Source organism: Hymenobacter guriensis, from assembly GCF_015773195.1.
Lineage (GTDB): Bacteria > Bacteroidota > Bacteroidia > Cytophagales > Hymenobacteraceae > Hymenobacter > Hymenobacter guriensis.
In genome coordinates this window covers 92,550-119,245 of sequence record NZ_JADWYK010000016.1, presented here as the reverse complement: position 1 = coordinate 119,245, position 26,696 = coordinate 92,550, and the positions used below count along the sequence as shown (strand labels likewise).

The 26,696-nt window shown below is 62.8% G+C and carries 31 protein-coding genes; 12 read left to right on the top strand and 19 right to left on the bottom strand.

Going from position 1 to position 26,696, the window contains the following annotated elements; translation table 11 throughout:
- The first annotated feature begins 11 nt into the window (after nt 1–11).
- Genes I5L79_RS20000 through arsB form a run of 3 tightly spaced genes read left to right on the top strand, consistent with a single transcriptional unit; the run spans nt 12 to nt 2,414 of the window.
- Entirely contained in the window at nt 12–785 is a 774-nt protein-coding gene (locus I5L79_RS20000; RefSeq protein ID WP_196956853.1) for a metallophosphoesterase family protein, read from the top strand.
- Nucleotides 786–797: 12 nt separating this feature from the next.
- The gene (locus tag I5L79_RS19995; protein ID WP_196956852.1) at nt 798–1,292 is read left to right on the top strand and encodes a GNAT family N-acetyltransferase; all 495 of its coding nucleotides are present in this window, start codon (nt 798–800) and stop codon (nt 1,290–1,292) included.
- A gap of 15 nt (nt 1,293–1,307) precedes the next feature.
- Entirely contained in the window at nt 1,308–2,414 is a 1,107-nt protein-coding gene (arsB, locus tag I5L79_RS19990; RefSeq protein WP_196956851.1) for an ACR3 family arsenite efflux transporter, read from the top strand.
- Nucleotides 2,415–2,525: 111 nt separating this feature from the next.
- Here the strand turns inward: arsB and I5L79_RS19985 are convergent, their stop codons facing one another.
- From I5L79_RS19985 to I5L79_RS19970, 4 genes are read right to left on the bottom strand one after another with little or no spacing between them, the layout of a single operon-like run.
- Nucleotides 2,526–2,738: a hypothetical protein gene (locus tag I5L79_RS19985; protein WP_196956850.1), complete on the bottom strand. Its 213-nt coding sequence runs from the start codon at nt 2,736–2,738 to the stop codon at nt 2,526–2,528.
- 41 nt (nt 2,739–2,779) lie between these two features.
- A complete protein-coding gene (locus tag I5L79_RS19980) occupies nt 2,780–3,028 on the bottom strand; it encodes a GDCCVxC domain-containing (seleno)protein (protein ID WP_196956849.1) in 249 nt (82 codons plus the stop codon).
- Between the two features lie 11 nt (nt 3,029–3,039).
- Nucleotides 3,040–3,669 (bottom strand): mercuric transport protein MerTP, encoded by a 630-nt coding sequence (merTP, locus tag I5L79_RS19975; protein WP_196956848.1) that lies wholly within the window; start codon nt 3,667–3,669, stop codon nt 3,040–3,042.
- The gene (locus I5L79_RS19970) at nt 3,666–4,043 is read right to left on the bottom strand and encodes an ArsR/SmtB family transcription factor (protein ID WP_196956847.1); all 378 of its coding nucleotides are present in this window, start codon (nt 4,041–4,043) and stop codon (nt 3,666–3,668) included. Before I5L79_RS19970 ends, merTP begins: the two co-directional genes overlap by 4 nt.
- Before the next feature lie 100 nt (nt 4,044–4,143).
- On the opposite strand from I5L79_RS19970, the gene I5L79_RS19965 reads away from it, so the two are divergent.
- Nucleotides 4,144–4,476 carry a YnfA family protein gene (locus I5L79_RS19965; protein WP_196956846.1) on the top strand — a complete coding sequence of 111 codons (333 nt, stop codon included), beginning with the start codon at nt 4,144–4,146 and terminating at the stop codon, nt 4,474–4,476.
- Between the two features lie 73 nt (nt 4,477–4,549).
- Here the strand turns inward: I5L79_RS19965 and I5L79_RS19960 are convergent, their stop codons facing one another.
- From I5L79_RS19960 to I5L79_RS19930, 7 genes are all read right to left on the bottom strand, one after another.
- Nucleotides 4,550–4,750 (bottom strand): hypothetical protein, encoded by a 201-nt coding sequence (locus tag I5L79_RS19960; protein ID WP_196956845.1) that lies wholly within the window; start codon nt 4,748–4,750, stop codon nt 4,550–4,552.
- Nucleotides 4,751–4,788: 38 nt separating this feature from the next.
- A complete protein-coding gene (locus tag I5L79_RS19955) occupies nt 4,789–5,100 on the bottom strand; it encodes a hypothetical protein (RefSeq protein ID WP_196956844.1) in 312 nt (103 codons plus the stop codon).
- Between the two features lie 38 nt (nt 5,101–5,138).
- Nucleotides 5,139–6,479, bottom strand: coding sequence for a Fic/DOC family protein (locus I5L79_RS19950; RefSeq protein WP_196956843.1), 1,341 nt, complete (start codon nt 6,477–6,479; stop codon nt 5,139–5,141).
- A 91-nt stretch (nt 6,480–6,570) separates the two neighbouring features.
- The gene (locus I5L79_RS19945) at nt 6,571–6,828 is read right to left on the bottom strand and encodes a hypothetical protein (protein WP_196956842.1); all 258 of its coding nucleotides are present in this window, start codon (nt 6,826–6,828) and stop codon (nt 6,571–6,573) included.
- Between the two features lie 75 nt (nt 6,829–6,903).
- Complete coding sequence (locus I5L79_RS19940; RefSeq protein ID WP_231403229.1) at nt 6,904–9,048, bottom strand: TraM recognition domain-containing protein; 2,145 nt, start codon at nt 9,046–9,048, stop codon at nt 6,904–6,906.
- Between the two features lie 34 nt (nt 9,049–9,082).
- Complete coding sequence (locus tag I5L79_RS19935; RefSeq protein ID WP_196956840.1) at nt 9,083–10,108, bottom strand: DUF5712 family protein; 1,026 nt, start codon at nt 10,106–10,108, stop codon at nt 9,083–9,085.
- A gap of 4 nt (nt 10,109–10,112) precedes the next feature.
- Nucleotides 10,113–10,550, bottom strand: a complete 438-nt coding sequence (locus I5L79_RS19930; protein ID WP_196956839.1) for a hypothetical protein — start codon at nt 10,548–10,550, stop codon at nt 10,113–10,115.
- A gap of 746 nt (nt 10,551–11,296) precedes the next feature.
- Here I5L79_RS19930 and I5L79_RS19925 point away from each other — a divergent pair.
- Together I5L79_RS19925 and I5L79_RS19920 are read left to right on the top strand one after the other, a co-directional pair.
- Complete coding sequence (locus I5L79_RS19925) at nt 11,297–12,025, top strand: ParA family protein (RefSeq protein WP_196956838.1); 729 nt, start codon at nt 11,297–11,299, stop codon at nt 12,023–12,025.
- Nucleotides 12,025–12,519: a hypothetical protein gene (locus I5L79_RS19920; protein ID WP_196956837.1), complete on the top strand. Its 495-nt coding sequence runs from the start codon at nt 12,025–12,027 to the stop codon at nt 12,517–12,519. Before I5L79_RS19925 ends, I5L79_RS19920 begins: the two co-directional genes overlap by 1 nt.
- Nucleotides 12,520–12,546: 27 nt before the next feature.
- On the opposite strand, the gene I5L79_RS19915 is transcribed toward I5L79_RS19920, so the two are convergent.
- From I5L79_RS19915 to I5L79_RS19880, 8 genes are all read right to left on the bottom strand, one after another.
- Nucleotides 12,547–14,016 carry a Fic family protein gene (locus I5L79_RS19915; protein ID WP_196956836.1) on the bottom strand — a complete coding sequence of 490 codons (1,470 nt, stop codon included), beginning with the start codon at nt 14,014–14,016 and terminating at the stop codon, nt 12,547–12,549.
- A 152-nt stretch (nt 14,017–14,168) separates the two neighbouring features.
- On the bottom strand, nt 14,169–14,894 hold the full coding sequence (locus I5L79_RS19910) for a DUF6088 family protein (RefSeq protein WP_196956835.1): 726 nt from the start codon (nt 14,892–14,894) through the stop codon (nt 14,169–14,171).
- 70 nt (nt 14,895–14,964) lie between these two features.
- Nucleotides 14,965–15,258 carry a hypothetical protein gene (locus tag I5L79_RS19905; RefSeq protein WP_196956834.1) on the bottom strand — a complete coding sequence of 98 codons (294 nt, stop codon included), beginning with the start codon at nt 15,256–15,258 and terminating at the stop codon, nt 14,965–14,967.
- A 79-nt stretch (nt 15,259–15,337) separates the two neighbouring features.
- Nucleotides 15,338–16,627 carry an ArdC family protein gene (locus I5L79_RS19900; RefSeq protein ID WP_196956833.1) on the bottom strand — a complete coding sequence of 430 codons (1,290 nt, stop codon included), beginning with the start codon at nt 16,625–16,627 and terminating at the stop codon, nt 15,338–15,340.
- A gap of 297 nt (nt 16,628–16,924) precedes the next feature.
- A complete protein-coding gene (locus I5L79_RS19895) occupies nt 16,925–17,185 on the bottom strand; it encodes a hypothetical protein (RefSeq protein WP_196956832.1) in 261 nt (86 codons plus the stop codon).
- Between the two features lie 369 nt (nt 17,186–17,554).
- Complete coding sequence (locus I5L79_RS19890) at nt 17,555–19,834, bottom strand: toprim domain-containing protein (protein ID WP_196956831.1); 2,280 nt, start codon at nt 19,832–19,834, stop codon at nt 17,555–17,557.
- Nucleotides 19,835–19,933: 99 nt separating this feature from the next.
- A complete protein-coding gene (locus tag I5L79_RS19885) occupies nt 19,934–20,332 on the bottom strand; it encodes a hypothetical protein (protein ID WP_196956830.1) in 399 nt (132 codons plus the stop codon).
- A 45-nt stretch (nt 20,333–20,377) separates the two neighbouring features.
- Nucleotides 20,378–20,797: a hypothetical protein gene (locus tag I5L79_RS19880; RefSeq protein ID WP_196956829.1), complete on the bottom strand. Its 420-nt coding sequence runs from the start codon at nt 20,795–20,797 to the stop codon at nt 20,378–20,380.
- 211 nt (nt 20,798–21,008) lie between these two features.
- On the opposite strand from I5L79_RS19880, the gene I5L79_RS19875 reads away from it, so the two are divergent.
- Genes I5L79_RS19875 through I5L79_RS19850 form a run of 6 tightly spaced genes read left to right on the top strand, consistent with a single transcriptional unit; the run spans nt 21,009 to nt 26,654 of the window.
- The gene (locus I5L79_RS19875; protein ID WP_231403228.1) at nt 21,009–21,506 is read left to right on the top strand and encodes a hypothetical protein; all 498 of its coding nucleotides are present in this window, start codon (nt 21,009–21,011) and stop codon (nt 21,504–21,506) included.
- 53 nt (nt 21,507–21,559) lie between these two features.
- Complete coding sequence (locus I5L79_RS19870; RefSeq protein ID WP_196956827.1) at nt 21,560–21,973, top strand: hypothetical protein; 414 nt, start codon at nt 21,560–21,562, stop codon at nt 21,971–21,973.
- Nucleotides 21,974–21,982: 9 nt separating this feature from the next.
- Entirely contained in the window at nt 21,983–22,309 is a 327-nt protein-coding gene (locus I5L79_RS19865) for a hypothetical protein (protein WP_196956826.1), read from the top strand.
- Nucleotides 22,278–24,893, top strand: coding sequence for a VirB4 family type IV secretion system protein (locus I5L79_RS19860; protein WP_196956825.1), 2,616 nt, complete (start codon nt 22,278–22,280; stop codon nt 24,891–24,893). The genes I5L79_RS19865 and I5L79_RS19860 overlap by 32 nt, the downstream gene beginning before the upstream one ends.
- Complete coding sequence (locus I5L79_RS19855; RefSeq protein WP_196956824.1) at nt 24,890–26,005, top strand: conjugal transfer protein TraG N-terminal domain-containing protein; 1,116 nt, start codon at nt 24,890–24,892, stop codon at nt 26,003–26,005. The genes I5L79_RS19860 and I5L79_RS19855 overlap by 4 nt, the downstream gene beginning before the upstream one ends.
- 19 nt (nt 26,006–26,024) lie before the next feature.
- Nucleotides 26,025–26,654 (top strand): hypothetical protein, encoded by a 630-nt coding sequence (locus tag I5L79_RS19850; protein ID WP_196956823.1) that lies wholly within the window; start codon nt 26,025–26,027, stop codon nt 26,652–26,654.
- The last annotated feature ends 42 nt before the right edge of the window (nt 26,655–26,696 follow it).

Sequence of the window (26,696 nt, the reverse complement as noted above, 5' to 3'; positions counted from 1 at the left end):
TTCTCTGACAAATGACAATTGCCTTTTTCTCGGACGTGCACGGCAACCTGCCGGCGCTGGAAGCGGTGCTGGCCGATATGGAGCAGCGCCGGCCGGACATGATTTTCTGCTTGGGCGACCTGGTGGGCTACGCGCCCTGGCCCAACGAAGTGGTGAACGAGGTGCGGCGGCGGGGCATCCCGACGCTGGCCGGCAACTACGACCAGGGCATCGGGCTGGCGAGTGAGAATTGCGGCTGCGCCTATAAGACGGACGTGGAAAAGGGATTGGGCGCGCAGAGCATTGCCTACACCAACCAGGTGGTGAAGGACGAGGAGCGGCGCTACCTGCGCCACCTGCCCAAGCACATGCGGCTGGAATTTCAGGAGGAGCCCTGCACGCTGAATCTGCTGATGGTGCACGGCTCGCCGCGCAAAATCAACGAGTACCTGTTTGAGGACCGGCCGGAGGCCAGCTTTCTACGGGTGCTGCAGGATGCCAACGCCGACATTATGCTGTTTGGGCACACGCACAAGCCGTATCATCGCACGTTTGCCTACGAGCACGAAGGCGAAACCCGCTACCGGCACGCGCTGAACATCGGCTCGGTGGGCAAGCCCAAGGATGGGGACCCGCGCGCCGCCTACCAACTGGTGCATCTGGATGAGAACACTACGCTGACGGACCCCAACAGCGTGCGTTCGGAACTGGTGCGAGTGGAATACGACGTGGAGAAAGCCGCGCAAGCGGTGGAGGCCTCGCCGCTGCCGAATGAGTACGCCGACATGCTCCGCAAGGCTTATTAACCCGTTTCTGCCATGACGATTGTTCCAATGATAGAAGCGCACTGGCCGGTGGTAAAGGCCATTTACGAAGCCGGTATTGCTACCGGCAATGCCACCTTTGAAACACAGGCGCCGGCCTGGGAAGCCTGGGACCAAGCCCACCTGGGCCATAGCCGGCTGGTGGCGGTGGACGAGGCCGGCACGGTGCGGGGCTGGACGGCGCTCTCGCCGGTGTCGAGCCGCTGCGTGTACGGCGGCGTGGCCGAAATCAGTGTCTACATCGGAGCGGAAGCGCGGGGCCAGGGCGTAGGCCGGCAGCTGCTGCAGGCCCTGATTGCGGACTCGGAAGCCCACGGCATCTGGACGCTGCAGGCGGGCACGTTTGAAGAAAACACGGCCAGCATCGGCCTGCACACCCAAGTGGGTTTCCGCATCATTGGGCACCGCGAGCGAATCGGCCAGCACCACGGCGTGTGGCGCAACACGGTGCAGATGGAACGGCGCAGCCAGACCGTCGGCGTCGCTTAATTCTACTTGCTTTTTATGTTGACTGTGAATCAATCAATACCCGCCGCGCCGGCGCCGGCCGCGCTGGCGGAAAAGAAACTCTCGGGCCTCGACCGGGGGCTGACCCTGTGGATATTCCTGGCCATGGCGCTGGGCGTGGCCCTGGGTCACTTCGTGCCGGGCATGAACGATGCGGTAAACTACTTCTCGGTGGGCACGGTGAACGTGCCGCTGGCCATCGGCCTGATACTGATGATGTACCCGCCCTTGGCCAAAGTCAAATACGAACAGCTGCCCACCGTCTTTAAAAACACGCGCATCATCGGGCTGTCCCTGTTTTTGAACTGGATACTCGGGCCGTTGCTCATGTTCTTCCTCGCCATCTGGCTCTTGCCCGACAAGCCCGAGTACATGATGGGCCTGATTCTCATTGGCATTGCCCGCTGCATCGCCATGGTGCTGGTGTGGAACGACCTGGCCGACGGCTCCCGCGAGTACGCGGCCGGACTGGTGGCGCTGAATTCCATTTTTCAGGTGCTGTTTTACTCGGTGCTGGCCTGGCTGTTCATCTCCGTGCTGCCGCCCTACTTTGGCCTGAAAGGCTATGAGGTCAACATCGGCATCTGGGACATTGCGCAGAGCGTGCTCATCTACCTGGGCATTCCCTTCGCGGCCGGCTTCCTGTCGCGCACCATCCTACGCCGGCTCAAGGGCAACGAGTGGTATGAGCAGGTGTTTATTCCCGCCATTAGCCCCGTTACGCTGGTGGCCCTGCTGCTCACCATTGTGGTCATGTTTAGCTTGAAAGGCGAAACCATCGTGCAGGTGCCGCTGGACGTGCTGCGCATTGCCCTGCCGCTGGCCCTGTACTTCAGCATCATGTTCGTGCTCAGCTTCGCGGCGGGCAAGTGGCTGGGGGCGGATTATGCGGAGAATGCCAGCATTGCCTTTACCGCGACGGGCAACAACTTCGAGCTGGCCATTGCCGTGGCCATTGGGGTGTTCGGGCTCAACTCGGGGCAGGCGTTTGCCGGCGTGATTGGGCCGCTGATTGAAGTACCGGCGCTGATTGCGCTGGTGAACGTGGCCTTCTGGTTTCGGCGGCGCTGGTACGGGGGCAAGAGCGTGGCCACGTCGGCCTAATGCAAGGATTTGGGCTGCTCCACCCGGATAACAAGAAAAACGCCCGGCTTTGAAAGCCGGGCGTTTTCTATGCAAGGAAAGCAGTTGCTGGTTTGTGGCCAGCTGGAGGAGTTACTTCTTGACGGCTTCCGTAGCGGCGGGCGTCACCACGGCGGCCGTAGCGGTTTTCTTGGCGCAGCAGCTGGCGCCGGGCTTCTCGTCCTTGGAGCACTGCATCGCGGCTTCCTTGGTGGCTTTCTTGTTCTTTTTGCCGGGTTTGCCGTCGTTGGCCGACACGCTGCCGATGGTGGCCAACAGGGTCAGGGCAAGCAGGAGGTTTTTCATGAATCGGGGAAGTAAAAAGGTGAGGAAAGAACGAAAGGTACTTAGCAGCAGCCGCAGGCGCCTTTGCCCTGCTCCTGAATGGGCGGACAGGGTACCGTGCCGTACGAGCAGTACACGCAGCAGTCGCCGGCCAGGGGCTTGAGCACCGTGTGGCAACTGGTGCATTCGTAAAACCACTGGCAGGCGTCGGTCGGCATCTGCTCAGCCTGTGCGTGCTGGCACACCGGGCAGGCGAGCACGGAAGTCAGCGTCACGGCGGGCGCGGGAACGGTAGGCGTCAGGGGAATCATGGGAATGGCTATTAGCGGGTAGTAGAAGGGTTCAGCACGGAATAGCCGGTGCCGTTGATGGCTGCCTCGACCTGGGCCACGGGCGTCACGGCGGCATTAAATCGAATTTGTGCCGTGCCCTGGTCGTAGGAGACCTGCACGCTTTGCACCCCCGGCAACTGCTGCACGTCGTGCTCGACGTGGCGGGCGCAGGCTTCGCAGGTCATGCCGCCGATGCGGTAGGAGCTGGTTTGCCACACCGGGGTGGCCGACGTGGCGACCACTGGTTTGGGAGCGGCCGTGGGATACAACCGCGCCCCGTAGTAGGGAAAGGCCAGCAACAGCCCGGCCAGCACGGTGATGGTCGCCAGAAAGCCCCGCGACTGCATCAGCGGGAGTTTGGCCGGCACGGCGCAGCCGCAGTCGTCGGCCGCCGCGGCCCGGGGCCGCAGCTGCTGATACCAGGCAAAGCCCAGCACGCCAACGGTCAGGGCGATGAGATAGGGGCGCAGCGGCTCCAGCCAGGCAAACGTGCTGGCCACGCCCCCCAGCCCGCCCACAATGGCCAGCAGCGGGGTGATGCAGCACAGCGAAGCCGCGAGGGCGGCCAGAAGGCCCGTGCCGGCCAGGGACTTGGCAGGAGTAGCAGGCGTGAGGTTCATCGAGTGGGCGTGAGAAGAAGGGAGGCGAATGTCGGGGTCAGCAGGGGTTGCAGCACGGACAGATGCGTCGCCGACAGCGAGTAGAATACCGTTTGCCCGACTTTGCGGGCCTGAATGACCCCGCCGTCCTTGAGCTTGCGTAGGTGCTGGGAGATGGCCGACACGTTCATCTGCAACACGTCGGCCAGGTCGCACACGCACAGCTGCTGCTTGTCCAGTAGCAGAAACAGCATTTTCAGGCGCACCTCGTTGCCAGCCAGCGCTAACACGGCCGCCAGTGACTGCAGTCCTGGCTCGGCAGCAGCCAAGCGGCGCTTGCTCTGGTCAATGTGCTCGGTGTCGGCGAATACCCGAATGCAAGAAGTTGAAGTCATGGTTTAAATTTTACCAAAGTTAATGCTTTCGTATTTAAGCAAAAGCTAAAATAACAAGTCCGTACCTTACGCATTCATTAGCTTCACCTTTTCACCTTTTATGATGGCTATATTCAAAGCTCTGGGGCTATTTGTGCTGGCGGGCCTATTTGAAATCGGCGGGGGCTACCTCATGTGGCAATGGCTGCGCTCGGGCAAGCCACTGTGGTGGGGCATTGTGGGCGCTGTCATGCTGGTGTTTTATGGCATCGTCGCCACCTGGCAGGTCACCTCGTTTGGCAAAACCTACGCCGTGTACGGCGCCATTTTCATCGTCATGTCCATCGCCTGGGCCGGGTACTTCGACGGTTTCAAACCGGACCGGCTTGACCTGATTGGAGGGCTCATCGTCATGGTCGGGGTGAGCGTCATTCTCTTCTGGCCTCGCAGCTAGTACCAACGTAAGGGCACTCTTGCCAGGAAAGTTGGCAAAGAGTGGTGTGCTTGCGAATGCCCTGTTGCTTATGCTATGGGCGCGTCTCGTGCAGTTGCATCCACGTGCGACGAGTGCCACAGGCAGTGCATTCCATCAGTAACTCCGTGGCGTACGCGTACCGCTCCAGCACCTCCATATGGGCGTGTAGTGTTTCCTGCTGGCAGGTGGCGCAGGGAAGCAATTCGGTTGCCTCAAGCTGCTCCTGCAGAAACTGGAGTTCATCGTCCTTCATCTGCTGCAAGGTAGCAGTTAGCTGGGGTCTATTGTGGGCTACTCTTTACGCTCCCGATTTTCCCGGGCGGCTAAGGCATCCTTGGCTTGGGTTAGGTTAAGCAGGTATTGCCGGGCCAGTGCGGGATTTTCGCGGTGGGCCCATGACCTAGCGCGACGCGCTTCCTCAATCGGACCTTCGGGCAGGCTCGGGGTTGCCGGCGCAGGCCAGTGGCAAGCGCCTTGCCGAAAGAATTCCTCAATAGCGGCCAATAGCGTGAGCGTACGCTCTGCTTGCTGCGGCCACTGGTCCAGTAGCTGCTCCAGTTCCCAGCTGGCTGCTTCGTACTCGGCTTCGATGTATAAATTCATGAACGGGACGTAAGGTTGAGTATGGGAATGGTGGGTGTTTAGCGTTCAGGGCCATCGTTCTCCCGGCCCGGCGTCGGTGGGGCAATACTCCGCTGTGCTTGCTGCAAACTGCGCCCGGCACCGCGCAATGCGGCTGCGTCGTCGGACAGTGCGGGTATTTTCTCGGCCCTAGTCAAAGCTTCGCTCACCGCCTGCAAATTGGCGCCGCCCAAGTAAGAGGATTTCTCCACGGCCTTGGCTGCCCTTAACAAGGAATCAGCCGGCCCAGGGTAGCCCTGTTCCTCCAATCCCTCGACCAACTGCTTGGCGGCTTGCACGAACGCGGCCGTCCCCGCGGGCGGTGATGCAGTGGCAGACAAAGCCGGCGGGGTCTCCATTGCTTTCGTTGGCTCCGGGGGCTGCAGAACTGCCAGCGCGGCCCCGAAACGGGCCGCCTCCCGCTGCGACTGCGGGTCCTGGAAGCGTTTGTCCTGCGCCGCCTCCTGCAGCAGTTGCCGCAGTTCAACTCCGTGCTGGGCCACGCCCGTCTGCGGGTTGCGGTCGATGTCGAGCACCTGGCTCAATAAGGCGTCGGCGCGCTGGTTGCGGCGGTAGTCCACGCCAGCCACCAGCTGCTGCAGGGCCGGGGTGGCGGCCACCAGCTCACGGAGCTGCTCTATCTGCCGGACCGCAGGTATGGGTCCATCTGCCAAGGCCCGGGCCTGGCTAGGATGGCGGGCCGCCTCGGCTTCCGGTCCGGGCAGCGGCGTGGTGTTGCGGGTAAACAAGTCGCGCAGGGCCTGCAAATCCTTCTCCCGATGCGGGGCCCCGTGCAGGCTAACGATGCCCTGGTCCCGTGCGGGGTTGAGCTTTTCGTGCTCCCGGGCAAAGTCAACCCGGTAGCCCGCCTGCTGCGCCAACTCACTGAAAGCGGCCTGCAGCGTGCGCCCGTTGCCCTCGCGAAAAGCGTGCACGTGGTTGTAATGGTCAAAGTAGTAGGCCGCCCGCTCGGCAAACGCGGCCGTGGTGGGCAAGCCCGTGAGGTTGTTTTCCTGCTTGAGCTGCTCGCCCAGCGCGTTGAGGCGCTCGTCGATGCGCTCGTAGGGGGCGAAGTGCATGGGCCGCTCCATGCCCGGCAAATCGGCCGCCTTGACCCCTTGAAAAGCACCCTCCCGGCGGGTCTGGCCGGCCCACTCAAACGTATCCTGGAACAGGTACTGGTGCGTCGCGCGCAGCCGCGCGGCATCGAAGCTGTCGCCTTGCGGGCCGCGGCCGGCGGCCAGCTCCGAGAGCCGGCGCAAGGAAAGGCGCTTGGTTTCCCGGTCCAGCTCGTCAGCATCAGTAATGCCGAGCCGGTTGTAGAAAACGCCGGTTTCCGGATTGGTGAAGCGGTCAGTCATAAACGTGCAGTGCCCGGCGCTCGGTAACCGTAAAACGCCGGGGCAATACCGCGCGGCGCAGGTGGCCGGGCTGAGGTGTCACGAAAGAGGATTATTTGCTTGCAACGGCAGCAGACGCCTGGCTCGCAATGAGCTGAGCGCGGTATTCGTCATGGCGCGCCCCCACGTAGTCCAGGTCAACGAGGCCATCTATGTACTGCTCGTGCAGCGCGGCCTGCCACTCCGGCACTTCGTAGGGACCCTGGCTGCGGGTGATGCCTAGCGACTGGCTGATGATGAACTGCCGCTGCTCGCGGGTCTGCTCGCGGGGGCCAAACTGCGGGGTCGGATAGGCGGGCGTTTCCATCATGCAAAATACGTAAATGGGAGGAACTAGAGGCATTTAGTTAACAAAAAACTGGTATTGAAGGTGCCTCAAATGCCCCTAAAGCGTGGGCTCATTGTCCGGCATTTGTCCCGGCTTGAGGGTGTTGGCGTACTGCCCAACAATGCCGGCCACATCCTCCCGAATCAAGGCAAAATTGGCCTGAATGACAGCCTGAAGCGCACCGACCGGCTCCGCCGTGGGCTGACTACCCGCCTGTCGCGCCGCCCGGCGTTGGCTCAGCCAGTCCCGGCTCGGCTCCTCCCCTGCCGGCGCCGCTTCCAACACTGGCGCCGGCCCGCCTTCGAACGTGGCCAGTGGGTGCAGCGGGTAATTGCCTGGCGTGGCCTGACGCGCCACTTTCCCCTGGAAAAAGGGTTGCTCCGTTTCCACGGTCTGGCCGATAAATTCTCCCGTCTCCAGGGTTATGGTATCCTGCAGGCGCACGAGGTTGCGTTCCTGCCAGCTCACGCTCTGGTTACTGCTGCTGCCCGCGCCGCGGGCGCCGCCGCTCTGGCTGCGGCCCAGGCTGGCCGATACCATCTCCCGGTCTTCCTTCCCCACCAGCTCCGATACGAACTTGGCCGTTTCGAGCGAGTTGACTTTGCCGAAAAACTGGTTGTTGAGGTTGCTCACCATCACCTGCATCTTCTCCCGGCCGTAGGCGTCAATCATCTGGCTCAGGTCCTGGGTCATGTAAATCATGGCCACCTTGTTGCTGCGCGCCGTGGCCGGTATCACCTCCAGGTTGGGCACGTAGATGGTGGCCGCCTCGTCAAGGAACACGTAACTCGGGTGCTTGTGCTGCTGGTTCATCAGCTTCAGGGCCACGGCCACGATGCAGCTGATGACCGGGGAGAAGGTTTCCTTGAGCGTGGGGTCGTTGCCCACGACCAGCACCTTGGGAGCTTTCTTGTCGTTCAGCTCCAGGCTGAACACCTCCCCTCTTGCCTCGTCCGGCGTGAGCACCCAGGCAATTTCCGGCGAGTTGATGCGGGTGAGCACAATCTGCAGCGAGGCTATGACGCCGGCTACTTGTTTCTCGGCCCGCTGCTTGACGGCCGTGGTGATGGAGCGTACCATGTCCCCGCACTCGGGGTCCGAGTCGAGCATGCTCAGCACGTGGGTAAAGTCCGGGTGCAGGGCCGTGTTCACCACGTGGGGCAGGGTACAGAACGTAGGGAAGTTTTTCTTATAGAACCAGATGATGGCCGTCAGAAAAGCGTTGGCGCTGGTGTCGAAGAAGTCCATTTTCTTGATGCTCTCCGGGTTCAGGTTGGCCATGATGGCGCGGGCGTACTCGTTGGCGTACGCCACCACCGGCATCTTGTCGGCCCGCAGCGGATTCACTCGCTCGCTGCGTTCCAGGTCTTTAAAGTTGATGATGTGCAGCTGCACTTGAGCGGGCTCCCGCCCGGCCGCCCGGGCTTTGGCATCGGCCAGCACAAAGGCTTTCTGCGCGGCTTCGGCCAGCACAGGAAACTTAAAGTCGTAGATGAGGCCAGCAAAGCCTTTCTCGGTGAACTGCTCAATCAAAGGCTCCCCGATGGAATAGGACTTGCCCGCTCCGGCGCCGCCCAGCACCAGCGTGCCCCGAAACGGGTTGGGAATGTTAATCCAGCCCCCGTCGGTCGTGGCCAAGCTGAAGCCGTGCTCCGACTGCTGCTGCTGGCGCTCGGTGCGCAGGCCAAACCGCTCGGTCTTGTGCAGGGCCCGCACCACACCCGCAACCAGGCCCGCGCCCAGAACCAGCCCGGCGGCCGTGGGGTAGAGCCAGGCAATGATGCCCGCCGAAAACGGGGCCAGGGCCAGCAGCAGCGTCCCGCTGAGTGAGCCCACCCCCGCGGTCGCCAACTGCACGCGCCGCAGCTGTAGCTGCGTGGGCTGCCAGCGCCGCTGCCCGGGCCGGGCGGGGGGCATTTTCAGCAGCACGGCCAGCAGCCCCCCTCCCACCAGCACCGCGCCGCGAACCAGCAGGCCATAGCGCTGGTAGAAGCTTCCCAGACCGGCCAGCAGACGGGTGGTGATTGAGGTGCCCAAGCCCGCTTTCGGGCCCGCAGCGGACGCGGCCCCCGCCATCAGGTCCGGGTGGGTCAGCAAGTAGTACTCGCCGCCGGCCAGCACCATCAGGAGGAAGGTTAGGCCGACGTAGAAGCCGGTCAGGCGTTGGTTGCCCGGCTGCCGGGGGGCGCTCATCATGCTCATGCAGAGTTTATCTAAAGGGTAGGGTTTGATTGAATCACAGCTCGGCTTCCCATTGTCCGCGCCGGCGCGGCTCGCCTATATCCTCGGTTATCACTTGCTCGGGGCCTCTGTTGGCGCGCACGACTTGCTGAAGGCTGTGCAGGGCCTGCCGCACCTGGTGCCCGGTATTGGCGCGGGCCGGCTCCTCGCGCCCCGTGGCCAGCAGGTGGTAGGCGTTGTCCAGCGGCTGCCCCTGCCGGGCCCGGTCTTCCAGCCGCCGCAGCCGGTCGTAGAAAATGGGGTCGTAGCCCCGGGCCTGCGCGATGCGCTGCACCCGCTCCGCCTCCAAGCGCTGGCTCGGGTCCGCCTGCCGGTTTATTTGCTCGACGCGCTCCGCAATCCGCGCGTTGCGTTTCGGGTTAAGCGCAGAAACGGTGGGGGCCTGCTTTCGTTTTGGGGCCGGGCCCTGGTACTGAAACTGGCGCTCGAATTGCACCCGGGCCTCGTCCTGCCAGTCGCGCAGACTGAACCGGCTCACGCGCCCGCCGGGGTTGAGCGTTACGCGCTGATTCCGGTCTCGGGCCGAGACCACCACGTGGATATGAGCCTGCAGGCCGGGGCGCGGCTGGCCCGCTCTGGCTTCCCCTTCTTTCACGGCTGGGTCGGTGCCACGGTGGGTGCGCTCCTGGTGAATGATGGCGCCCCACACCAGGTCATCCTTCCCCACCGCCCCGCCGTCTTTCAGACGAAAGCCCGCCGCGTAGGCCGCCATCACCTCCCGGGTGTAGGCGCGCAGCTTCGCTTCATCACCGCCCCCGATGTGCGCCAGCTCTTCCGGGCTGGGACTCAACACTAGGGAATAGAACTTGGCCTCGTTGGCCCGCAGCCCCTTCACGTTGTTATCGAGCGCCCCCATTACGGATTCCCGGTCCAGTGCCTCCCGCTGCCCGTCAAAGAACTGCGCTTCCTGGCCGTTTTGCCGGGCCTCGTGGGTCAGGTAATTCAAGGCCTGCGCCGCACTGCCCTGGTTATTATAGGCTTTCTTGCCGTTGGCTTTGGGGTTAATTAGCTTGGCGTGCATGGTATTATTTCCCGTTACCAGGCTGTTTATTCAGCGCCTTAATGTTCAGGGCCGCCAACCCGGCGGCCGTTGCTTCCGCAATACGCTCCTGATTTTTGCGCTGGATTTTATGCAGGGCCTCCCCCCCTTCCGGGGCCAATAAATTCTCTACCACCCGCAACGTTTGCTCCTGCACGGCCTGCTGGCTCAGCTGGGAGCGCACCATTTCCAGCAGCAAGCCCCGCTCCTGCTCCTGTAGGTAAGAGAACACCCGGTCGCCCAGCCGCTTTACTTCTGCCATGATGAGCTGCCCTTCCCGGGCCTGGGCTTCCACCGGGTTCAGGCTCCTTTCTGCGAAGTAGCGAATGGCCGCGTCGGCGTATTCCGTGCGGGTCAGGCCCAGCCGGGCCGACTCCGCTCCTACCAGTCGGTGCGCCGGGCCGCTGACCGTAAGGTGCTTCAAGGCCGGGCCCGTGCTTGGCGGGGTCAACGATGATGATTTCTGGTCCTGCATAGTCGATTTTTAACTACTAGCTGCTGTCTGTTAAGACTTTAGAGTCTCATTTTATGCTTTATCAACTCTGTTGATAAATAAATACCCTTTAATCAGCGCGTTAGCGCAATTAAAGGGTAGTCTTCTTGCTAACTACCCTGCTACCTTCTCTATTGACATTTCCGAGACTAGGGGCGAGCTGACTAGGTCGGTTGCGGATATCGCTGCCTCCCCCGGTAGCCCGTGGAGATTCTGCTTTGGGTTGGAGCACGCTGTTCTTCTGGTGAGAGGTTAAGTCTGCTGCTTGTTCGGTATGCACCGCCGCACCAGCAATGCCCAGTCGGAAGGTGATGACGCCTTTTTATTATTTCCTAGGAAACAAGGAAAATAGAAACTCTAACCTTGCATCCCTGCCGCTTTACGACCCGTATTCGGGTTTGTTTCTTAGGATTTTAGGAAATAAGTTTCTTAAGAGCTTTTGATAAATGTTTACTGAGAAGTTGGTAAACAATGATTTTTGTTTCCTTTGTTTTATGTTTTTTAAGAAATAAGTAATCCAAGAAATCAAGCATCTTATTTTCTCGTAACATGATTGCTTTATTTTCTAGGAAACAAAAAAACAAGTTTACAAGTAAGTTTGAAAACTGAGAAATAAGCTGCTTATTTTGCAACCAGCCAGCGCCCGTTGCGGCTTTACCCGTTAGTTCCCTCGTTCTATGAAAATCATCTGCGTTGCCAACCAGAAGGGTGGCATTGGTAAGAGCACCCTCATCACCGTACTGGCCGGCGCGCTCTCGGCCGACTATGGCTACCGCGTACTCGTGGTCGATGCCGACTCCCAGCAAACCCTGGCCGGGGTGCGCCTCACCAACGACCAGCCCAGCGTGGAGCAGGAGCGCCTGGCCGGCACGCTCGCCGAGCCGGCCTTTCCCTACGCGCTGGAGTCCGTGGGCATGGGCCAGGTGTACGACCGGCTTGATGAAGTCAGCGACGACTACGACGTGGTGTTCATCGACGTGCCCGGCCGCTCGGATGACACGGCCATGATTGACGTGCTCAGCGGCGCCAACGTGGTGCTCGTGCCAGTGGGTGCCTCCGACGCCGAGCGCCTGGCCACGATTTCCTTTATGCAGCTGCTGCAGGAGATTTCCCGGCTCTCGCGGGAGCAAGGGCTGGACTTCCAGTTCTTCGGCGTGCACTCGCATCGTACCAACCTGAAAGAGGAAAAGGACATGGACGAATTCACCGACGCCCTGGGCCTCCCACGCCTGCTGGCGTCGCTGCGCCAGCTCGGCTGCTACAAGCGCCTGTCCACCCGCTACAGCTACCTCAACCCCGCCTACCGCCGGGCGGTGGGGGCCGATGCTTCCGTGGAAGCGGAAGTACGCGCCCTGTGCGACGAACTCATTGCCCGCGCTCAACTCACCTCTGAACTCGTAGCGTAATGGCCAAGATTCAACGCCTGAAAATCTCCACGGACGAGAAGATGTCCATGCTGCGCGGGCAGCCCGGCCACATGCCGGCCGCCCCAGCTACCCTGGAGCCCACGGCCGCAGCCCCAGCACCCGTGGCGGCACCAGCACCCGTGGCGGCACCAGCACCAGTAGTTGTTCCACCGGTAGCCGCCGGAGCTGAAGTTCCCGCGGCACCGACGCCAGCACTTCAGCCAGCCGACCGGCCACAGCTAGTCGCGGTAACCCCGGCACCCAAGAAGGGGAGGGGCCGCCCGCCGAAGGTGCAGGCAACGGCCCCGGTGGAAGGCAGCTCCTCGGGGCTGCAGCCCTCCCTGATTCGCCTGGAAGGGGAAACCCAACGGGCGGCCCTTGCTTACATCCATGAGGAACTGATGCATCACAGCCGACGGGTGTATTTGAAAGAGCTGGTCGACGAAGCGGTTAACTATTACCTGCAGCACGGTCCGCCCGCCAAAGGCCGGTAGGGGAAGAGTGAACCATCAAGCGGCCAGCTACCAGCGCAGCTGCGAGCTCACTTCGGTGAAGGCGTCCTGCGCTTCCAGCTGCTCCTTTACCTCTTCGTACGTGCCTACCCGCAGGGCAGCCACAAACTGCTGGGCGCCGCTAAGCATGCGGATGTACAGGCTTGAGTCCGATTGCCGGCTCAGGCGGCGCAGCGCATCCAGGTAGGCTTCCCGGGCCCGGGTGGTGACGATAATCCGGCACTGGCCGGCGCTGACCAGCTCGGCGTTCATCATCAGACGGGCCAGGCGGCCGTTGCCGTCGTCGAAGGGGTGCACCTCGCTGATTAAAAACATCATGAACATGGCCCGGGCCAACGGGTCCGTCAGGCCCTGGTACAGGGCAAAGCCCTCGTGTAGGGTGCCGCGCACCAGCTCGGGCTCCACGAAGTTGGTCAGGCCGGCCTGGTTGGCGTATTCCTTCCACTGACCGGGCCGCTTGTCGGGCCGCGCCTGCATGAGCTGGCCGTGGCGCCGCTGCAGCAGGGCCAGCAGCTCTTCCGCCGAGCGGGGCACGACGCGCATCTCGGCCGGGTTGCTGCAGAGCTGGTACGTGCTCAGCACGTCGTGCGAATCGGCGTGCCGCCCGCCCACGGCCTGGCCCGTTTCCACCATCCGGTGCGCCTCGTCCACCTGGAAGACCGTGCCCTCAATGAAGTTGGAGAAGTACGCCTCGAAAAACGCCACCGTGTAATACGCCGGGGCCCCAGGAGCCGGGTCTACGCGTTCCGGCAGGGCCGTGGTGCGCAGCGCCCCCGCGAGCGTGGTAAACAAGGCCACCCGGCCGGCATCGAAGGGCAGCCCCAGGGCCCGGGCCCGCGCAACCGGCGAGGAAAGCACTTTAATCGAGTGGGTGGTGAGCAGGGCGCCCACAATGCGCTGCAGCGCGGCCAGCTCATCGGGCCAGTTCAGGGCCGTGGCCACGTCGCGGGCCTGGTCGCGCAGGGCATTCAACCCGGCTTCGCCCCGCACGCGCAGCACCATCTCCAGCCGCTCTTCCACCGTCTCGATGGGCAGGGCCTTGCTGACGCCCCCCTTGCGGACGCGGGCCGGCTGCAGGTTCTCCAGCAACCCCCGGGCTTCCGACGCGAAAAGGATGTCGCCTCCCCCAAAGGGGGCGTCGCCGGGCTGGGGCCCGGGCCCTTCGAGCAGGTGCACCGTCAGGCCAGGCAGTTCAACATTGCGCGTGTATTTATACGTTAGAAACAGGTGTCCCTCGCTGGAGGGCTGGCCTTCGAGCTGGGAGCGGTGGCTAATAATGGCCCCCGGAAAAAGATGCTGGACAATCGGCAGCCAGTTCTTGCGCACCAATACGGCCGGGGGCGTGCTCAAATCCGGCGAGTAGATACGCGGCGCTACTTCGCGCAGCTCTTCCCGCTGACGCGCCTGCCGAATCCGGCGGTTTAGCGCCGGGTCCGACGTGCCAAATACCAGTAACGGCCACTGTACATTTTTTTCCATTAAGGAGCTGCCGCAGGCTGATGGTGTTAATTATTTGCTGTTAAAGCGACAATTTCGGCTTTTATTTTTGATTAACGAATATTTGGCACGAGAACTTGGCAGACACTTAGGCAAGCTGCGCCACGCATGTGCCCTTGGATACCAGCCAGGATTTATCGGATATTCCATGCGGCGCAGTTGGGCAAAGCGGCGGCGCTCAGACCGAGCTGGTAAGTAGTCAGGGGATTAAGCGTGGCGCGCAGCCGGGCGGCACCTTTTGGGTCAGCCTGCTGCTCTAGCACAGCCCCCAGTATGGCGCGGGCACGGGGCGGGGCCTGGCGGAGGGCCAGTTCCACGAGGCGGCGCCGCCGGGCAGGAGAGAGGCCTTTCACAAAGCGCTGCACGCGGGCCAACACCTCGTCGGGCCGGGCATCGGGAATGCGGCGCAAATCGCGCAGCACTTCCAGCCACTGCAGCAGCGGCACGTCGCTGGCCTGCTCCGGCGCCGGGCGCACAACAAAGGCCACGCGCGGGGGCCGGTTGCGCCGCAGCTTGGGAGAGGCAACCACCACTTCGGCCGGCACCTGGGTGGTCAGGCCAAGCTGGTTGTAGAGGGCGGCGCCCACCGGATAAGCCGAAACAACGCCTTCTCCGGCGGTTAGCGTCCGCAGTACGGCCCCTTCGGACGGCTGCAGCGCGCCAAACCGGCTGGTCTTGGGCCGGTAGTACTGGCCCTTGGCATAGCGCCTGACCACGCCTTCCCGACTCAGGCGACTCAGCGCCGCCGCGACGGCCCCGAAAGTAGCCGGGTCAGGACTCAAATCCGTATACGTCAGCAGCTCGCCCGGCTCAAAAGCCTGGACTTGCTGGCGGACGCGCTGCATAATGGAACCGGTCATGGCAGCAGGAATAACAAAGGCAAAAGTACGCAAAAGTGTCAAGTTTTTACATGTAAAAACTTGACACTTTTCACGTCCGGCTGGTTCCGGCAGGTAGGCCCGCCGCAGGGGCCTGCACCTCGGCTAGGACCACGGCGATAATATCCTGCACGGGCTCATTGAGCAAGTCGGCCACGCGCAGCAGCTCGGCAATGGTGAGGGTGGAGGGGTCGGCCTCGCGCTGCTTGATGGTGCGGTAGGTCATGCGCAGGTGTTCCATCAGCTCGCGCTCGGTGAAGGTGTAGCGCCCGTGCCGCAGCAGGTCGCGGAAACTGCGGGGCGGCACTTGAGTTGGGGCGGGCTGTGGGGGAGGGGAGGAGGGCATAAAACGGTAGGGTAGCGTTGGGACGGAAAGACGGGAACAGGGCGGCGGTACCCCACTGCCCCCGGCCCTGCCGATGGAATCAGCACTCATCGGGCGAGCAGGGGTGCGCATGCTGGCGCGCCTCCTCGGCCAGCGTGTGGTCTTCCCACGCGGCCACGCACTGCATGATATTGGTCAGCCAGCGGCCCAGGCGGGCGGGGTTGGTTTCGGCCAGAATCCGGCCGGTAGCCGTGCGGCGCTGCTCATCGGTAAAGGCGGGGTGCTCCAGCAGCCGGGTCAGCTCGATGCGCTGCGTGGCCACGACGACCGTGGTCAGGGAGGGCAGCGTTTCCTGCCCCAACACCACCAGCGGCAACGAAGGGAGGGCCGGGCGGGGCGGCACCGGGCCGGCATTCAAAGGGCGGGCATCCTCCTCGCTGGTTGCCAGTTCTACCGACGCGGCGGGGCTGGCAGGGGTCGGCTGCGGGTCGGGCTCAGCATCGTCTGCGCCCGTGGTACCGAGGATAAACTCGGCGGCGCGTTGGGCCCGGCTGGCAGCTTGCACCACCAGCTTTTTATCCCCGCGCAGCTGCTCCAGCCAAAACTGCAGATAAGCGGCCGTGTTCTCCAGCGTCGCGCTGGGGTCTAGACCTGCATGGCCACACAGAAAAGCGGCACCCATCTCGGCGGTCAGCTCCTCGCGGGCGTAGCCGGCGCGGCCACTCGGACGCAATGCTTCGGCTAAGTCAGAACGGTCCAAACGGCTGGCGTGGCCGGTGGCGTGGGTCAGCTCGTGAAACAGGGTTGAATAGTAAGCCTCCCCACTGGTGAAGGTTTCCGGGCGGGGCACTTGCACCAAGTCGGGACCGGGAGTATAAGAGGCCTGCGCGCCGCCGTGCTCGATGCGAGGACACGTCGCCCAACCGGCTACCAAGGCTTCGGCCGCGGCCAGGGGCTCGTGCGCCCGGTCCTGGGGCTGCTCGGGCAGGACGATGTCCACACCTTCCACGTCGTCCACTGAGAACACCGTGAAGTACTTGATAAAGGGCATTTTCTCTTCTTCGCCGGTTTGCTTGTCGGTGCGGGTCGTGACGTTGTAGTAAATCACGGGCATGCCCTTGGCACCCTTGCGGATGTTGCCGCCCAGCTCCTTGGCCTGCCGGAATGTGAGAAAGAACGGCGTGCTGCCAACCAGGTGCAGCAAAAAGGCATTGATGCCGGTGTAGGCCCGGCCGCTGACGTAGTTGCGGGGCAAACCGTAGGCAGCGTGCCAGGGCTTGCGCCATGCAATCTGACCGGCTTCGAGGGCCTCAATTACCCGGTCGGTTACAATCTGGTACACATCGGGGCGGGCAGTGTTGTGGGCGGCGGGGCGGGCTTGCTTTTTCATCGCTGAGTAAGGGCTAAGTGACTGTTTCTAAAACCGTTTCCTTACTTATTAAACGCATTTATCACATCTTTTGTTGCTTTTTAAACAACAATTATTGATTTATTTGCACTTCCTAAAACATTTCTCCCCCACTGCCCCTGGCGCCAGAATTACCTTGGGTAGTGGTCGCATCTGTAACCTGGGGACGGTGGAATGGCGCGGCCATGTGCGTCCGTATGGGAGACCGGCGTTTAAGCTTTAAAACGAAAACGCCCGATTGGATAACCAACCGGGCGTTTCAGCGAGCCGAGCCGCGACTTACTGCGCGGAGCCAAATTGCTGCTTGAGAAACTTAAGCAGGCTTTGACGGGAAGCTTCCCCAATTTGAATCAGCGGGGCGCCGTCGTTGAGATAAAACAGGATGGGGTTGGCCTTGGTAACGGCTTCGGACCAGGCCTCGGCGGACAGAGTTGGTGGTAGTTGCAGCAGGGGTTGGTATTCGTCCCGGATAAGCTGTAAAATCAGGCCTTTCATGGCCGGGCAGAAGTTGGAAAATGGCCGGTGACCGGTAGATATCATAACGGAGGGTACTAGCGTGGAAGGGAATACAAAGAGGGTCCCGGCTCGCCCGCACTAGCGGGGGCCGAAAAAAACAGCCCCATCCGCCGGCTATAAGCAAGCCGCGGGCAGCCGCAGAGTTGCGGTGGGGCGTTTACCAGGAAGTTGGATTAGCCTCGATGTGGACCCACAAACAGGGCCGGACGCTCGGAAATAGGCAGCGGCCGCAGAGCAGCGGGTGCCAGGGTCTGGTCTGCTAAGAGCAGGCCAAACGGAGCATGGAAAGAAGTGGGGCCTGTTTTTGCCAGCATGGTGGGCAGCTTGCTATTCCTGCAAAACTAAAGAATCAACGCACATGTTCGGGCGCCTGGCCTTGGAATCAGCCGGCTTTTACCGCTCGGGACCGGCGTTGCGCTCGGTCAGGTTGCTGGCCGTAACGCCGCTCGGTGCCAGGCGCTGCCGCTCGGCTCGGTCAGCCGCGTGCTCGTGCAGATGGGCGCCGGGCTGGCGGGCCACGTCATCGAGCGCGGCACTTACCCGCGCCAGGTTCGGCTGGTCGAGCCGGTAGCTGACCTCGATTTCGCTGTGGCGCTGGTGAGTGGCCGTGTCGGTAGCGCTGCGCAGCGAGCCGGTGTTCAGGCCCGCGGCGCGCAGCTGCTCTGCTACGGCTTCGGCCTGACCGGTTGCCCCCGGCCGCGGCTCGGGCTCGTCGATGCGAATGATGGCCGTTTTCGTTACCGATTGCTGCTCCGGGAGCGCCGCGGCCAGTTGGCGGCGCTCGGCCTGCTCTTGTACGGGTTCCTGGAGCGCTACGAGCGGCGACTTATCCAGCGCATCGAGTGTCTGGCTGAGTTGACGCAGGCCGCCGGGGGTACCATGGGGATGGTAGCGGACGTCGAGCTCACTGCGCAGCTGGCCACTGGCGGGGTCCGTTTCCGCGCGCAACTCCACTTGCGCCCCGGCTTTGCGCAGCAGCTCCCGCATCTGCTGGGCCTGGCTGGGCGTGGCCTCGTCTGCCGGGGTGGGTTCGTTCACCGTCAGCTGCACGGCCCGCTGCAAGGCTGGGTCGCCGGTGGCCGCGCCGACTACGAGCCCAGCGGCCTGGCGCTGCTGCTCGGCCTCTCGGCGCTGGGCTTCGGGAGATTGAGCGGCCAGCTCACGCTCCGTTTCCCGCTGCTGGGCCTGCTGGCGCTGCTCCTGCTCCTGACGGGCTTTTTCCTGGCGCTGCTGCTCCTTGGCCAGCTCGTCGGCGCGGGCCTGCTGGGCAATCTGCTCCTGGCTGAGGCCCTGGCTTAACAGCTCCAGGTCACGGTTAAAGTCCTTGCTGATGGCGTACTCGGTGCGAAGGAAGTTCTCGGGCTGCCGGCCGGGCTCCTGGGGCTGACGCTCCAGCTGCTCGCGCTGCGTTTCGCGCTGGGCGTGCAGGGTACGGACCAGGTCTTCGAGGGCGTGGCTGTCGGCGTTGGGCACGACCAGGCGCACGACGGTTTCCTGCCGGGTGGCCCGCTGCACTTCCAGGGCCACGGCATCGTCCGCCGCCGGCCGTAGCTGCTGTACCTGCGCGGTGAGCTGGCTCAACTGCTCGGTGCCCTCGGCGCGGCTGGCGTGGTGATACTCCACGCGCAGGGCGGTGTGGTACTTGCCGGCGGCCGTGGCGTGCCACTCCACCGGGCGCGGGGCCTCGTCGTAGGCCACCTGGCCGTCGGCTACTTCGCGGGCCCGCCGCGGCACCTGCAGCTCGTTGAGGTAATTGATGTTGAAGCGCCGGCCGGCGGCGTCGTTATCGTTGGCCAGCACCACTTCCCGGGGCTCCTGCTTGTCGATGAGCTTTTGAATCAGCTCCACCTGCCGCTCGGTGACGGTGCCGCTGGTGGCCACGTACAGCGTGTTGGGCTGCCCTTGGGCGCCGCGGTGGTGCAGCTGGTGGTAGCTCATGGCATCCACGGGGCTCTCCGACACCACCAGCCGCTGCACCGGCGTGTCTTTGCCCTCGGTGGGATGCGACACCCACACCCCGGTTTTGGGCAGCTGCAGCAGGTGCTTGTACTCGTTGTTGCGCTGCTCCACGGTGGCAATGCCGTGCTCGTTGTAGAGCGGAAAAGCCGTGTTGCGGAAATTGCCCTGCTGACTGGTGAACACCCGCCCTTGAAAGGCGGGGCTGTCGATGGTCTCGTCCGATAAATGCCGCTGGTGCAGGTAGCTGCGGTCCGTCAGCGACGCATGGGTGCCCATCACCGCCGCGACGAGGCGGGCCCGGCGCTCGGCCTCCGATTCCATCTCGGCCGGTCCGGTGTGCGTGGGCGCATACGCCACCGGGGTGGGCAGTGGGGGAGAAGTGGCCGCCTGCCAGCCTTGCTCGGGCTCGCCCAGGTACTGGCGCAGGGTTTGGCGTACCTGGCCCAGCGTCTGGTTTTCGCGGGTTTTTACGAAGTCGATAATGGAGCCCGAATCCCGGTCGTCGCCGGGGTTCAGGTACACCTGGTGGTCGCCCTTGCGGGAAACGATGAGCATCTCGCCGTCCTTTTCCAGCTGGTGCCAGTGGCCGCGGGGGCCAGCCTTTTTCACGTCGTAGCCGTGGCGCCGGGTGGCGTAGTCTACCAAGTCGATGGATTGCTTGAAGCGGTCGAGCTCCTGGGGGTCGTTGTCGCGCGGGGGAGGAGTTGCGGGCATAGAAAGGGAAAGGAAGGGGTACAAACCAGCCGCGCCGCCGGAGTCCGGGGCGGGAATAAGAGCCAGAAGACTGGCCGGAAGGCAACAGGGGAGGGGCGGCTAGCTGACTAGCTGCTCGTGGGCGGCCAGCTGCTCGCGCAGGGTCGCGAGCAGGGCGGCGTCAGCAAAGAGGTAGTGCTCGCAGAGCTGGCCGTTCACGTACAGGCGCACCAGCTCGGTCTCGAAGCCGAACACGCGCAGGTGCTTCTGCACCAGACGGTACTCTTCGCGCTGCAGGCTGCCGGTTTTCAGGCCCACGCTGGTTGTGTAGGGAAAGCCAAAGGCGGTGCAGGTGGACCGCAGGCCCCCGTGGGGCAGGCTGCGCAGTCGCAGCTGCACGTAGCGCCGGGCCTCGTCATAGGCTATGGCCAGGGCCGGATTAGGCAGCTGGGGGCCCAGAGCGGCCGGGGTAGTCGCAGGTTTGCTGGCCGGGCGGCGGGAAGCAACGGAAGCAGGCATAGGGAAAAGAGCAACGTGGAGCGGTTAGGCTCCAGGGCCTTTCCGCTAGTTAGGGGATGAAGTGGTAGGTGGCGCCGGGGCGTCGAAGGGTGGGTTGTCGAAGAGGTTGAGCTCGGCCTTGAAGCGGGTCAGGCTGTCGGGCGAGGTGAACAGGAAAAAGTGGCGGCGCGACTGGTGCACGATGATGCGCAGCAGCTCAGTGGGAAACTGGAAGTGAGTCATCAGCCGCTGCAAGAGCACGGCCTGGGTTTCCTCCTCCAGCTTTTTGATTTCAATCAGCCGGGCGTAGTTGAACTTGTGCTGCTGGGCCCAGGGCTTGAGCTGCCCGTGCAATAGCGTGTTGAGGCGGTGGCGGATGTAGCGCAGAACGGTGGCATAGGAAACGATGAGCGCGGGGTCAGGAAAGCCCGCATTGACCGGCTCTACTGGGGTGGTAGCCGGGGGAGTGGGAATAGAAGTGTTCATGCAGCAGCAATTGGAGGGCGCGCAAGGTAGCAAACCAGCCGGCCGTCTGCACTACCGCACTTGCTGCGGGCATTTAACCACGTCGGCTCCGGGGCGAGAACACCCATAAAGCTTCGGCGTAGCTGCTTCAAAACTTCTCCTAAAGCAGAACTTATACGGAAGTGCTCCGTATAGTTGCCGCAATTGCTCATAAAAAACTTCGACCTGTTGCTTGAAACCCATGCTGTGGTTGGTGCTCTTTCTGCTCCTAGTAGCCCTGGGCGGGCTTTGGTGGCGCTACGCTATGCCGGCTGGCGCTGGCAGCGCCCTAGCCCCGCCCGCGCTCGACGGCAACCACGCCTCGCTGCGCACCCGGCACTATCGGCTGGCCGACTTCCAGGATGCGCCGCCGCAAGCACCTCCCGCACCAGCCCCGGCGGCCGATGTGACGGAAACAGAATCGGAAGCAGCCCCAACGGACGCCCCGATGGAAGCGGCCGCGTCAATCACAGATGAAAGTCAGGCCGAAGACCAGGCTCCCGCGGCTACGGCCGAAGCGGGCCTGCTGCCCGAAGGCGCCAAGCACAACTACATCACGGCCCCGGCGCCCACGGCGACCGACGCGCACAACCGCGGCGTGGAGCTGACCGCCGCCGAGCGGCGGGCCAAAATGCGCCTGGTGATGAATGAGGCGCTGGAAAACCAGCGCTCCGCACCCGCCACTGCCTGAGGCGCGCGCCTTTACACTCACCCTATTCACCTTTTCACCCTCCTACTTTTTCCATGCAAACACCCCTGTTCACCTCCCTGCGCCGCGGCGCGACTACTGCCGCCGCCCACGGCCTGAATCTGCTGGCGGCCGGCCAGACCTACCAACCCTCCAAGCTGGAGCAGCGCGGCTACGCGCTGCTGACGGTGCTGGCCCTCTCGACCAGCGCGGCCCGGGCCCAAAGCGCCGAAGCGGCGCTCACGCAGGTTAAGGAAAAGGTGATTGGCATCGTGCAGGTCATTTTCGCCATCATCCTCATTATCGGCCTGATTCGGGTGGTGATGAAGTTTATCCAAGGCTCCCCCGACGCGCTGGGCTCCTTGGGCTGGCTCGTGGGCGGGGTGCTGCTCTGGTTCGGCTTCCAGCTCTTCAAGGACGACCTGGTGAGTGCCGTGGGCGGCAGCGAAGGCGGGGGCTTGACCAACTAAGCCGCGGCCATGCGCTCCTATAAATCCATCGAGCGGCCCGCTCAGGTGCTAGGCATGAACCTGCAAGACCTTGGCCTGCTGGTGGGCCTGTTCATCGGCTCGGTGCTGCTGCTGGGCTTTCTGGGCATGGCGGTCAAGATTCCGCGCCTGGTCTACCTGCTGGTCATCCTGGCGGAAATCGGCCTCCTCCTGGGCCTGCGCTACCTCACCCGAACCCAAGCGCCCGGCTTTTTGATGGGGTGGCTCTCCTACACCTTCATTCAGCCCCGCCGCCTGGCGGTGGGGCCATTACCTCTTCCCGCTCATGGCAAAAACACCCAAAACAACCGCGTTTAACGCGGTGATGCCGGTGCATTCCTTTGAAGAAAACAAGGTGGTCTTCAAGGATGGCCGTGTCGCCGTGGGCTTCGTGATTGAGCCGGCCGAAATGGAAAGCTGGACGGTCGAAGACTACGACGCCTTCCAAACCGCGCTGGTGGGCGTGCTGCGCCCGCTCCCCGTGGGCACCATCGTGCAGAAGACGGACGTCTACTACGACCGGCCCTACCGCGAAGACAAAACGCAGCAGACCTACTTCGAGGGCAAGATGAACAAGCACTTCTTCGAGCGGCTGGTCTTGTTCCAGAAGTCCTACCTCTTCCTCTCCTTCGCCCCAGTCGCGGTGAAAACCACCCGGACCAATGCCGTGAATGCCTTGGTGGCCCGTGCCGGAGAAGCCCTCATCAAGAATCCCTTCGCGCAGCTTGTGCAAACCCTGGGGGTGGCCGAGGCCAGCGCCGTGGAATTTACCCAAGGCCTTAAAAACCTGGGTGGCGTGGCGTTTGAGCGCCTGAGCAGCCGCGAGATGCACCAGCTTTATTTGCAGTACTTCAACCTCAATTTCGATGGCCAGCCCACGAGGCAGGAGCGCGAAATCGGCAACGACCTGGGCACGCTCAGCGTGGGCGAGCACAAGGTCAACATCCTCTCGATGGTGGGCCAGGGCAGCGAGGCCCACGCGGCGGTCAAGAACAGCTACGGGGTCACCGCGCCCATGCTCTACCCGCTCACCCATGTACTGCAGTGCCCCCACGTGCTGACGCAGGCTCTGCTCGTGCAGGACACCCGCGCCGAGCTCAGCAGCCTGGATACCGACCGCAAGCTCAATGCCTCGCTCTCGTTTCTTTCCACCCAGGACAATGCGCTACGGGCCGCGGAAGTCGAGGAGTTCACAGCTGAAGTGCGGGCTGAAAACAAGCAGATTGTGGGCCTGCACCTCTCGCTGCTACTCTGGGACACCAACGACAACAGCCGGCGTGAAAACGTCGAAAAGGCCACGGCGGCGTTCCGGTACATGTTCGGCACAGAAAGCGTGGTGGAAAGCTACTTGGCCCTGCCGGTGTTCTTTGGCCTGCTACCGGGCAACGCCTACCAGGTGCCGGACCGCTGGCTGACGAGCACCGCCGACCGCGGCGCCTGCTACACGCACTGGACGGCCACTTATAAGACTGACCCGGTAGGGGAGTACCTCACCGACCGGTTTAGGAATCTGGTGCAAGTGAACCTCTTTAACACGGCCCTGGACAACCAGAACGCCATCGTCATCGGGCCTTCGGGCTCGGGCAAGAGCTACACCTTCGGCAACCTGATTGTGCAGCGCTTCGAAAAAGGAGCCCGTCAGATTATCATGGACGTGGGCGGAACCTACCGCAACGTGCTGCAGTCGCTCAACGGCGAGGACTTCGACAACACCTACTTCGAGTACGACCCTGCCCGGCCGATTGAGTTCAATCCCTTCATCGTGCCGCGCGACGCTTCGGGCAAGTGGCTCTACAACGACGAGAAAACCAACTTCCACTTGGCCCTGCTCGCAGCCCTCTGGAAGGGCGGCAAGGATACCGGCCTAGATAAGTCGGAGCGGACCATTCTGAGCCGCTTTCTGATTGAGTACTACACCTGCCTGAACGAGAGCGACCGCCTGAATCAGAAGGACGAGGAGTTTCCGGGAATGGAAAGCTTTTATAAGTTCGTCGAGCAGTTCGACCACGAAATGCAGAAGCCCGTGGCTGTACCCGGAGAAGGGCAAGAAGCTGACCCACTGGACGGAGCGCGCCGGCAGTACCAGAAAAACCTGAAGTACATCGACATGCACCAGTTCTTCCTGGTGCTGGGCCAGTACATCAGCGGCGGCCGCTACGAGCGGGTGCTTAACGCCCGGCGCGACGTGGATTTGAGCGAGTACCGGCTCATCTGCTTTGACCTGGCCAAGGTGCAGGCCGACCCCGACCTCTACCCGGTGGTGGCCATGCTCATCACCGAGCTCTCGCTGGACTTGTTCCGCAAGTTCCCCGACGACATCAAGTACATCGCCCTGGACGAGGCCTGGACCATGCTCTCGGGGGTGCTTTCAGAATTCATCGAGTCGATGTACCGCACCATCCGCAAAACCAACGGCTCGGTGACCATCATCACCCAGGGCATCACCGAGATTACCAGCAGCAAGATTGGGCCGGCCATCATCAACAACTCGGCTACCAAGATTATCCTGCGCCACGTCAACCCCGACTCGCTGGCCCAGCTGCAGCCCCCGCTGGGTTTGACCGGGCACGAGATGGATTTGATTAAGTCGGTGCGCTCCACGGATGCGCTGCGCGAAATCTTTATCAAGCAGGGCGCCAAGGGCAAGATATTCGGAGTGGAAGCCTCGCCCCAGCTCGATGCTATTCTCACCTCCAAGCCCGTGGAGCGCAACTACCTCAACAAGCTGGTCAAGTTCTACCAGCAGACCAACCGCAAGCCGGTGCTCGACAAGAGCGGCCGGCTGCAGTTGGACGCCGATGGAAACCCGCAGTACGAGCCCGTCAAGGTGCAGCGCCTGGACTACGCGGTGGACCAGTTCGTGGAAGATAAACAGGCCCGCACGGGCGTACTGGCCAAATGAGCGGCTGCTACCTAATGGTCGCCTACGGGGCCGACCCGACGTTTCTGAGCGCCTGCGACCAGACCCTGCAAATCGTGCTGCGCGCCTGCCGCTTCATCACGCCCACCTTCATGCTCATTGCCTTACTCTACACGGTCGGGCGCGGCTTTCTCTCGGGCCATGGGCTCTCCATGGACTGGGGGCCCATCCTCAAGGCCGTGTGGATATTCTTCCTGCTCTTCTTCTATAAGGAGCTGATTGACACGCTCAGCTCGGGGGTCGCCAATTTCACCCGGCTCTTTGCCACCCCGGACGGCTCGACGGCTGCCTCGGCGCTGGGCGCGACCATCAGCAGCGCCGAGACCCTCTCGCAGAAAACGGTGGTCGAGCAAGGGGTGGACGAAATCAGCAACCTGCTGAAAACCATCACCTCGTTCAGCTTAACCAACATCCTGCTGCAACTGGTGACCGGGGAAGTGGTGCTGCTGATTAGGCAAATCATGCAGTTCATCCAACAGTTCATTCTCGGGTTCCTGTTCGTCTGCGGCCCCATCTCTATCTGCCTCTCGGTGATTCCTTCCTTCGGCCAGCTGGCGATGAAGTGGCTGCAAAACTTCCTGGCCGTGCAGTTCTGGGGGCTCTCGTTTGCCCTGCTTGATTTGCTCTACACCTACTACACGGCCTCCAATACCACGTTCGGCGGGGTGTTCGCGGGGCCCGCGGCCGTCGAGCAGGACACCAAGCAGCTGGTGGTGTCGGTCGCCTTTATCATGCTCTACCTCATGGTGCCCTACCTGACTAGCCTCATCATCGGCTCCTCGGCCGCACAAAGCTTTGTGGGCTCGGTGGTGGGCATGGCCGCTTCGGCGGCCGCGGCGGGGGCCGGCGTATCGGCGGGCATGAACGGCGGCGGACACGGCGTATCCGGCGCCATCGGCCGGGCCATGGGCGGTGGCAGCAAAGCGGCCAGCGGCAGCGCGGGCGGCGGCGGTGATGGTGGTGGCAGCTCTGGCGGCGGAACACCGGCACCGAGTGGCGGCAGCTCGGCCTCGGCGGGCCTGCCCACCATCACCATGTCGGACGCGCTAAACCCTACTTACCGACAACGCCCCTCCGGGCTGTGGACGGTTTAACCAATCCCTCTTTTTTCCGATGAACCATTCAACCCGTTACTTGGCCCTACTCGCTCTAGGTTTGGCCAGCGCCTGCCAATCCCAGGAGGAAAAGTCGGCCACGCAACTTGTCGACGCCCTGCAAACCAGCGCCAACAGCCCCGCTGAGCAAGCCAAAGCGGATGCTTGGAAAGCAGCCACTACGTTGCCTCCGGCCCTGCCCGCGTCGGCGCTGAACGTAGCGCCCGGGGTGGCCCAGATGCTGCCTGAAGAAGGGTACCTGGAGCTGGTTTCGGTCACCAGCCAAGCCCCAGTACCGGCCATCCTCGCCTTGCCCGCCGGCTTGCGCAGCGCCCAGCGGGGCTATCCCAAAGTTGGACCCGGCTACCGCATCCCCTTTGCGGCCACGCTGCGCTGGAAGCCCACCGGCTATGGCAAGAGCAAGCCCAGTATCGGCAAGCTGCAACTGCCCTCCACCAAAGATTCGCTACGCATCTTTTTCATCAGCGACATCGACCGGGGCGGCCAAGTGGTGCCGATGCGGCCCGCGCAGCCCGTCACGGTTCAGGGGGTGCTCTATACCTATGCCAAACCCGGTGGCGGTAAGGACACCGGCTTGCTAACCTACCCCTACCGGGGCCTGCAAATCTCCCTGCCCCTGGCCAAATAAGGGGCCGTGGCGAAGAAAATTCCGGCCTCCGACACCCCTCTT